The organism is Odoribacter sp. N15.MGS-14, from assembly GCF_000980245.1.
Taxonomy (GTDB): domain Bacteria; phylum Bacteroidota; class Bacteroidia; order Bacteroidales; family Marinifilaceae; genus Odoribacter; species Odoribacter splanchnicus.
Genome location: NZ_LARE01000095.1, coordinates 1 through 7944, shown reverse-complemented (window position 1 = coordinate 7944; position 7944 = coordinate 1). Strand labels below are relative to the sequence as shown.

Sequence of the window (7944 nt, the reverse complement as noted above, 5' to 3'; positions counted from 1 at the left end):
GAAGAAGATAAAATTGCAGGTTACGAGTCGGGAACCGACGGTTACCTGATCAAGCCTTTCGGTTTGTCTTTGCTCCATGCCAGAATCAAGAGTCTGTTGAAGAATCGGGAACGTATTACACGGGATTTTTATCCCCGGCACGGAACGATTATTCCGGTGACGGTGGCCGAAGCCGAACGATTGGAACGGTATTGGGGCAATGCCCGTAGGCGGACAGTCTGTCGGGAGACGGATCCGGAGGCAGGTAATCCGGTGATCCGTGATTTTCATGCCGATCCGGCGATTTTGTTTGCCCGGCAGACGGGGAAGTTTTACTTGTATCCGACCACCGATGGGTATGAGGGATGGGGAGGAAACAGTTTTAAGGCTTTCTCTTCTCCTGACTTGGTACATTGGCAGGACGAAGGGATTGTACTCGATCTGCCCTCACAGGTGAAATGGGCCGACCGGAATGCCTGGGATCCTTCTATTATCGAAGAAAAGATCGGAGGGAAATGTAAGTATTTCTATTATTATACGGCAGCTCAGAAAGTGGGAGTGGCTGTGGCTGATTATCCTGCCGGGCTTTTCAAGGATTCGGGAAAACCTTTGGTCGACCGTTTGCCTCAGGGGTGAACGGGGAACGGAATATAGATCCCGATGTATTTACCGATCCGGTATCCGGTAAGAGTTATCTCTATTGGGGGAACGGATTTATGGCTGTGGCCGAATTGAGCGGGGATAGGCTGAATATCGTACCTGGAAGCCAGAGGGTGATTACTCCTTCGGACGGTACTTTCCGGGAAGGGACCTGTGTGATTTTCAGAAAAGGGAAGTATTATTTTTTGTGGTCGGAAGACGATACCCGCAGTGAAAATTACCGGGTACGTTATGGCATTGCCGATTCTCCTGTCGGGCCGATTCAGATACCGGAATCAAATCTGATCCTGACGAAAGATCCCGAAAAAGGAATTTATGGGACAGGGCATAATTCGGTGATTCAGATACCGGGGAAAGACGAATGGTATATCGTATATCACCGTTTTAAACGGCCGGAAGGGATCACGATGGGGGAGGCTGCCGGATATTACCGCGAAGTGTGCATCGACCGGATGTATTTCGGTAAAGATGGGACAATTCTTCCGGTGACGCCAACACTCGAAGGAATACGACCTGTGAAAGTGAGAAACAAATCGGTATGCGAGAAATAGAAGCTTAAGTGTGTCTTATACTTTTAACTATAGAAAAAATTTGCCTTATAATTATTTTTTTGCTTGTTTTGTAAAAAAAAATTACGAGGTGGAAAGTATAAGGTATTATGAACAAGAGGCTGATTTCAAAGTCGCTGTAGATTGTATTATTTTTGGTTTCGATGAGGAAGGATTAAAGTTGTTGTTATTAAAGCGGAATTTTGAACCTTGTAAGGGGGAATGGTCTCTGATGGGAGGTTTTTTGCGGGCGGATGAGAACCTGGACCAGGCGGCGGAACGGGTATTGAGGGATTGCACCGGCTTGGAAAAAGTTTATATGGAGCAATTGATGACATTCAGTGATGTGGGGCGTGATCCGGGAGCCCGTGTCGTTTCTGCCGCTTATTTTGCTTTGATGGATATCCGTAATTATGATAAAGAAGCAGTGAGTTCATATAATGCAGCATGGGTACTGTTGGAACAAGTGCCTCCTCTGATCTTCGATCACAACCAGATGGTTACGAAAGCTTTGGGGCGTTTGAGGAGACGGGCGACCAATTGTCCGGTAGGTTTCAACCTGTTACCTCAGGAGTTTACGCTTCCTTCTTTACAGATGCTTTACGAGGCGATTTTCGGATGTGAAATCGACAAACGTAATTTCCGGAAGAAGATCCATAGCATGAATATCCTGATCAATACGGGTAAAAAGGACTACTCTACTTCGAAAAAAGGAGCTTATCTCTACTCTTTCGACGAAGAAAAATACAATAGTATGCTCGAGAATGGATATAACCAGAACTTTTTTAATATCTGATTCGAAAATTATTAGAGTTATAAAGTCTATATAGTTTAAAAATGAGAATAATTTATACTTTTGTACTTTATGTTTTTTAATAGGAAAACAGCTGATTCATTTAATAAGTTGGAAGCCTGAAATTCTAACCGGCTGAATTCTCCGAGTGTGAGAGTTGCAGTCTGATCAGTAACTTTTTTCATAAAATAATTCATCCTGCCGGGATTATTTATGTAATACAAAAGTAAATGTTTATAAAGTCGATGGACTTCATGAACTAATTATTATTACTTTTGCATTTGGTTTTGAATATGCTATGATTAAAGACAAGCTTTTTTCTTTTAATTTTTGTTATATCCTGGCAGCCAATTTCCTGCTTTTCTTTGCTTTCTACTTGCTTTTGCCGGTATTGCCGTTTTATTTGAAAGAGCAGTTTATGGCAGGTAAGTCGATGATCGGGTTTATTTTGTCTTGCTATACGCTGGCGTGTTTGTGTATCCGGCCTTTTTCCGGGTATATGCTCGATACTTTCAGTCGGAAGCCTTTGTATCTGCTCGCTTATTTTGTCTTCACCGTTATTTTCGGAGGGTATATGTTAGCCGAAGCTTTGGTTTTGTTTATCGCTTTACGGATTGTACATGGGTTTGCCTTTGGGATGGTGTCTGTCGCAGGAAATACGATTGTCATAGATATCCTGCCTTCTTCCCGGCGGGGAGAAGGATTGGGTTATTATGGACTGGCCAATAATATTGCCATGAGCTTCGGGCCGATGACCGGATTGTTTATGCACGGACATTGTTCGTATGCTGTTATTTTTACTTGTTCGCTGGTGTCCGGAAGTCTGGGCTTCATCATGGCTTCTTTAGTAAAAACACCTTTAAAACAACCGGTGAAACGGGAACCGATTTCTTTAGACCGCTTTTTTCTTGTAAAGGGCCTACCGGCCGGTATTTCACTTTTATTGCTTTCTATTCCGTATGGGATGACTACCAGTTACGTAGCTATGTATGCCGAAGAAATAGGGATCGGGCTGAGTTCGGGGTTGTACTTCACTTTTATGGCTGTCGGTTTGGCGGTATCCCGTATTTTCTCCGGCAAACAGGTCGATAAAGGGAGAATTACCCAGGTGATCTCTTTGGGGATGTATCTGGCTTGTGCCAGTTTTTTTGCACTCTCGGCCTGTGAACATTGGGTGAAGTGGAATGCCGGAGCTACTTCTGTCATTTTTCTGGTAATCGCTCTTTTACAGGGGGTGGCTTTCGGTACGATGTTTCCGGCTTTCAATACCTTGTTCGTCAATCTGGGCACCAATAGTCAACGGGGCACGGCTACTTCCACTTATTTGACCAGTTGGGATGTCGGGATCGGGATCGGCTTGATGTGTGGCGGAGCCATCGCCCAGGCTTTCGGAGGATATAATCATGCCTACCTTTTCGGAGCTTGTCTGACCGTCGTTTCTACTTTATTTTTTATTTGTAAAGCCGGTCCACATTTTAACCGTAACAAGCTGCGCTGACGATATCTTCCAGTAAAATCAGAAAACGATCGGACTCCTTTTGTGCTTGATAAGTGTCGGATCATGGTCTTCCTGATCGGTGAAGTCCCTCAGCTTTTCAGTTGTGATGGGGGATATCTGCGACGGTAAAAAAGTGCTCGCAGGCTCCTGCAACTCGATAACTTTCTAAACTCTTCGAACGTACAATTTGAAAGTTGCAACGGTCAGGTTTATTTTCTGAATACCTGTATGTCTTGCAACCTTAGGACTTTTGTAATTGAAAAAAGTTTGCTATGAAAGGACAGATTGCCGATAAACTGAACGCAGAAGAACGACGCGAATTAAAAGACGAGGATTTCGGTATTCCCGAAACCCGCGAATTTCCAATGCCCGATGTGCCGCATGTCCGGGCAGCTGAAGCCTATTTCGGGTATGCTCCTGAAGATAAAAAAGAAGAGTTGGCACGCCGGATCTTGATGAAAGCCCGGAAATTCGGAGTAAATATTCAAAGTCCGACTATTCTCGAATGGGCACAAGAGAAAAGTAGAAGATGAGTACGAAAGAACAGTATTGGAAGTATTCCCTCATTACCATTATTCTGGTGATGGGAGTGGTGATCTTTTTCAAGGCTACTCCTTTTTTGGGCGGATTGTTGGGGGCAGCGACCATCTATATCCTGCTTCGCAATCAGATGCTCTATCTGATAGAAAAGAAACATATGAAAAAAAGCCTGATGGCTACCCTCATGTTAATCGAGACTATTCTGATTTTTCTGATTCCGATATCTCTGGTTGTCTGGCTTTTAATCAGTAAATTGCAGGCGATCAATCTCGATCCTGAAAGTTTGATGGAGCCTATCGGGCATGTTTCTAAGCTTGTTCAGGAAAAGACCGGATACGATGTTTTGAGTAAAGGGAATATCAATGCTTTATTATCGGTACTGCCTAAAGTCGGCCAAATCTTGATGGGGAGTATCAGTAACTTTATTATCAACGTATTGGTATTGATATTGGTGTTATATTTTATGTTGGTGGGCGGACGGAAAATGGAGGACTATATTATCGATATTTTACCTTTCAACCAGAGGAATAAGCGGGATGTACTGCACGAATTTCATATGGTGGTAAAATCCAATGCTATCGGAGTACCTTTATTAGCCGTCATTCAAGGGGGAATTGCCATGTTGGGGTATTATATTTTCGGTGCACCTGAAGTGATTCTGTGGGGAGTCGTGTCCTGTTTCGCTACGATTATCCCGGTGATTGGCGTGGCTATCGTATGGATTCCGTTGGCCCTGTACATCGGAGCTACCGGACATTGGTGGATGGCTTTGGGTTTATCGGTCTATTGTATTGTAATCGTAGCGAATGTCGATAATCTGATCCGTTCGGTTTTACAGCGGAAAATGGCGGATACACATCCCCTGATTACCATTTTCGGGGTGGTTATCGGCTTATCCTTATTTGGTTTTATGGGGATTATTTTCGGACCTTTGTTGCTTTCTATCTTTGTCTTATGTGTTCAGATCTTTAAGGCCGAATATCTTGAAGAGTCTCAAGGTCAGAAACGTTTGACCGGTCGTACTGGAGGCCGGACTTAGGCTGCCGCTAAATACTTTTGACTAATTTGTACGCTCGTTTTAATAATTAATAAAACGTTATCGCCTTGATATTAAAATTATTTGTACTTTAGGGCTTTGAAATTTTTATCATATTTTATTGAAATGGCATTATTCGGATTATTCGGAAAGACTAAAAAAGAGAACCTGAATAAGGGGTTAGAAAAGACCAAAGAAAGTGTTTTTAAAAAGCTGGCCAGAGTGGTGGTCGGTAAATCTAAGGTAGATGACGAGGTGTTGGATAATCTGGAAGAGGTTTTGATCACCTCGGATGTAGGTGTCGAGACTACGGTCAGGATTATCGAACGTATCGAAGAGCGTGTACAGCGCGACAAATATATGGGGGTCGATGAATTGAACCGGGTGTTGAAAGAGGAGATCGTCGCTTTGTTGAAAGAGAATACTGTTAACGATGCCGCTTCGTTCGAATTACCTGAAAACGGTGTACCCTATGTGATCATGGTGGTCGGAGTGAATGGCGTGGGGAAAACGACTACGATTGGAAAGTTGGCCTATAAATTTAAAGAAGCCGGTAAAAAAGTGGTATTGGGAGCTGCCGATACTTTTCGTGCTGCTGCTGTCGATCAATTGGTGATCTGGGCAGACCGGGTCGGAGTGCCGATTGTAAAACAGGCAATGGGTGCCGATCCTGCTTCTGTAGCTTACGATACGTTAAGTAAAGCTAAGGCCGACGGAGCTGATGTCGTGATTATCGACACCGCCGGACGGTTGCATAATAAAATAAACTTGATGAATGAGCTGACAAAGATCAAAAACGTAATGAAAAAGGTCTTGCCGGAGGCTCCGAATGAAGTGTTGTTGGTATTGGATGGCTCCACCGGACAAAATGCTTACGAACAGGCTAAGCAGTTTACACTGGCGACGGAAGTGAACGCTTTGGCTATTACAAAACTCGATGGAACCGCCAAAGGAGGTGTGGTTATCGGTATATCCGACCAGTTCAAGATCCCTGTGAAATATATCGGTATCGGTGAGAAAATCGAAGATTTGCAGGTATTCAACCGGGAGGAATTTGTCGATTCGTTGTTTAGTTAAATGAAGAAGATATTGTTTGTATGTCTGGGGAATATTTGCCGTTCTCCGGGTGCGGAAGCAATCATGAAGGCATGGATAAAAAAAGAGGGCAAAGAAAAAGAGTTCTTGATCGATTCGGCCGGACTTTATAGCGGACATGCCGGAGCTCTTCCTGATGAGCGGATGCGCCGGCACGCAAGCCGCCGGGGATATGTCCTGGATAGTCGAGCCCGTACTTTTTATCCGACTGCCGATTTTGCAGAGTTCGATATGATCATCGGTATGGATGACCAGAATATCGAGGCTTTAAAACGTGCAGCAATAAATGAGGAAGAAAGAGCGAAAATCTTTAAAATGACTGATTTTTGCCGGAAATCCACTCCATATTCCGAAATTCCCGATCCTTATTATGAAGGTCCCCAAGGATTCGAGCTGGTACTCGATTTATTGGAAGATGCGGTTGCCGGACTTTATCGGTATTGTTTGGCCCATTATTGATCCGATATCTGAAAACTTTACAGTCTGAAAATCTTTCAGACTGTTTTTTTATTTATATAATAATGCTATTTTTTTATATATTTTAAACTTTGATCAGATTTCGGCATAATTTTTGTTATTTTTTGTATGTATATATAGAGGGGAGAATTCTATTCCAACATTTAAAACTATTATACTTTGGAATACGTTTAACTGAATTTGAATGAATCTTAGTAAAATGAAAATTGTATTTCTGAGTTGTCTGGCTTTTTTTATTTTAGCGTGTAGTAAAGGTAAAATAGACGATTTTTCTGAAGGAGAGGAGACTAGTGCGGTATCTTTTGCTTTGAAAACCGATTATACTCTAGATGAAGTCATACTAACACGTTCTGTTTCAGTTCCTGCTGAAGAGGAATTTAAGGTCCGGATAGAAAATACCCGGGCTGAAGTCTTGAAAGAATGGGAGTATGGAAACTTGCCTTCTTTGATCAAAGTAGTTCCCGGAAGTTATAAATTAGTCGGTTGGTTCGGAAGTGATACGATTCTACCGGCTTTTGACCGTCCTTATTATTATGGGGAGACTAAAATTACGCTGAAAGAAGGAGATGTTTTGGATACGATTGTTCCTGTAAAGGTTGCAGCAGCAAAAGTGGCTATTACTTTCGATGAAAGTTTCGGTTATGATTACGATGATTATTTTGTGGATATCAAGACCGTTGGGGATTCTTTGCATTTTCTGAAAAATGAAAAACGCGAAGGTTATTTTAAGCCCGGAAAGTTACGGATGCGTTTTGGGCTTAAACCGAAAGGTTCGGATATTTATTATCAGTTTTATCCGGAAGCTATTGCCCATGTGAAGGCGAAGGAATTTTATAAGATGACCTTGAAGGCCCAGACTAAAAATGGCGCCTTGTCGGGTATTACTATTGAGACTGATTCTTCAACGATCGATATTCCGGTGGAGGTGGATTTACCCCCTTATTTCTTGCCTAAAAAAGCCCCGGTAGTAACGTTTACTGCTGACGATATGGAAGCTGGAAATATATTGACGACAGAAGGTGTCTCCAAAAAAGCAGTAGTGATGATAACTTCTGCAGCGGGGTTGACTGAGCTGAAAATTAAAACGACATCAGATACTTTACTGGCAAGAGGATGGCCTGCAGAATTCGATCTGATGAAGGCAACAGCTGAACAGAAATCTTTATTGAAAGCCAACGGTTTGGATTGGAGTGAAGATATTGATAAAAATGACACGATCAGGGCCGCTGTATGGGTGAATTTCAATCATGTAATCAAATTGCTAAATACGGCACCTGGGCAGACTACGACATTCAATTTTGAGATCAATACGAGAGAT

At 42.7% G+C, this 7944-nt stretch carries 9 protein-coding genes; all 9 read left to right on the top strand.

Annotated elements, in window-relative coordinates:
* A partial coding sequence (locus WS34_RS15760; RefSeq protein ID WP_286693797.1) for a family 43 glycosylhydrolase occupies positions 1-615 on the top strand: 615 nt, incomplete at its 5' end.
* Positions 612-1190 carry a family 43 glycosylhydrolase gene (locus WS34_RS15755; RefSeq protein WP_286693796.1) on the top strand — a complete coding sequence of 193 codons (579 nt, stop codon included), beginning with the start codon at positions 612-614 and terminating at the stop codon, positions 1188-1190. The genes WS34_RS15760 and WS34_RS15755, both read left to right, overlap by 4 nt.
* Before the next feature lie 88 nt (positions 1191-1278).
* On the top strand, positions 1279-1983 hold the full coding sequence (locus WS34_RS13580) for an NUDIX hydrolase (protein WP_370752008.1): 705 nt from the start codon (positions 1279-1281) through the stop codon (positions 1981-1983).
* Positions 1984-2278: 295 nt separating this feature from the next.
* Entirely contained in the window at positions 2279-3478 is a 1200-nt protein-coding gene (locus WS34_RS13575) for an MFS transporter (RefSeq protein WP_046405460.1), read from the top strand.
* A gap of 272 nt (positions 3479-3750) precedes the next feature.
* Positions 3751-4011 carry a DUF6582 domain-containing protein gene (locus tag WS34_RS13570; protein WP_046405458.1) on the top strand — a complete coding sequence of 87 codons (261 nt, stop codon included), beginning with the start codon at positions 3751-3753 and terminating at the stop codon, positions 4009-4011.
* Complete coding sequence (locus WS34_RS13565; protein WP_046405456.1) at positions 4008-5057, top strand: AI-2E family transporter; 1050 nt, start codon at positions 4008-4010, stop codon at positions 5055-5057. Before WS34_RS13570 ends, WS34_RS13565 begins: the two co-directional genes overlap by 4 nt.
* 123 nt (positions 5058-5180) lie before the next feature.
* Positions 5181-6131 (top strand): signal recognition particle-docking protein FtsY, encoded by a 951-nt coding sequence (ftsY, locus tag WS34_RS13560; RefSeq protein ID WP_041556566.1) that lies wholly within the window; start codon positions 5181-5183, stop codon positions 6129-6131.
* Positions 6132-6608, top strand: a complete 477-nt coding sequence (locus WS34_RS13555) for a low molecular weight protein-tyrosine-phosphatase (RefSeq protein ID WP_046405455.1) — start codon at positions 6132-6134, stop codon at positions 6606-6608.
* Positions 6609-6825: 217 nt separating this feature from the next.
* A partial coding sequence (locus WS34_RS13550) for a DUF4493 domain-containing protein (RefSeq protein ID WP_046405454.1) occupies positions 6826-7944 on the top strand: 1119 nt, incomplete at its 3' end.

Coding starts and splice junctions, on each gene's coding strand:
- WS34_RS13575 (WP_046405460.1), top strand. CDS start 2,279: ATGATTAAAGACAAGCTTTTTTCTTTTAATTTTTGTTATATCCTGGCA.
- WS34_RS13570 (WP_046405458.1), top strand. CDS start 3,751: ATGAAAGGACAGATTGCCGATAAACTGAACGCAGAAGAACGACGCGAA.
- WS34_RS13565 (WP_046405456.1), top strand. CDS start 4,008: ATGAGTACGAAAGAACAGTATTGGAAGTATTCCCTCATTACCATTATT.
- ftsY (WP_041556566.1), top strand. CDS start 5,181: ATGGCATTATTCGGATTATTCGGAAAGACTAAAAAAGAGAACCTGAAT.
- WS34_RS13555 (WP_046405455.1), top strand. CDS start 6,132: ATGAAGAAGATATTGTTTGTATGTCTGGGGAATATTTGCCGTTCTCCG.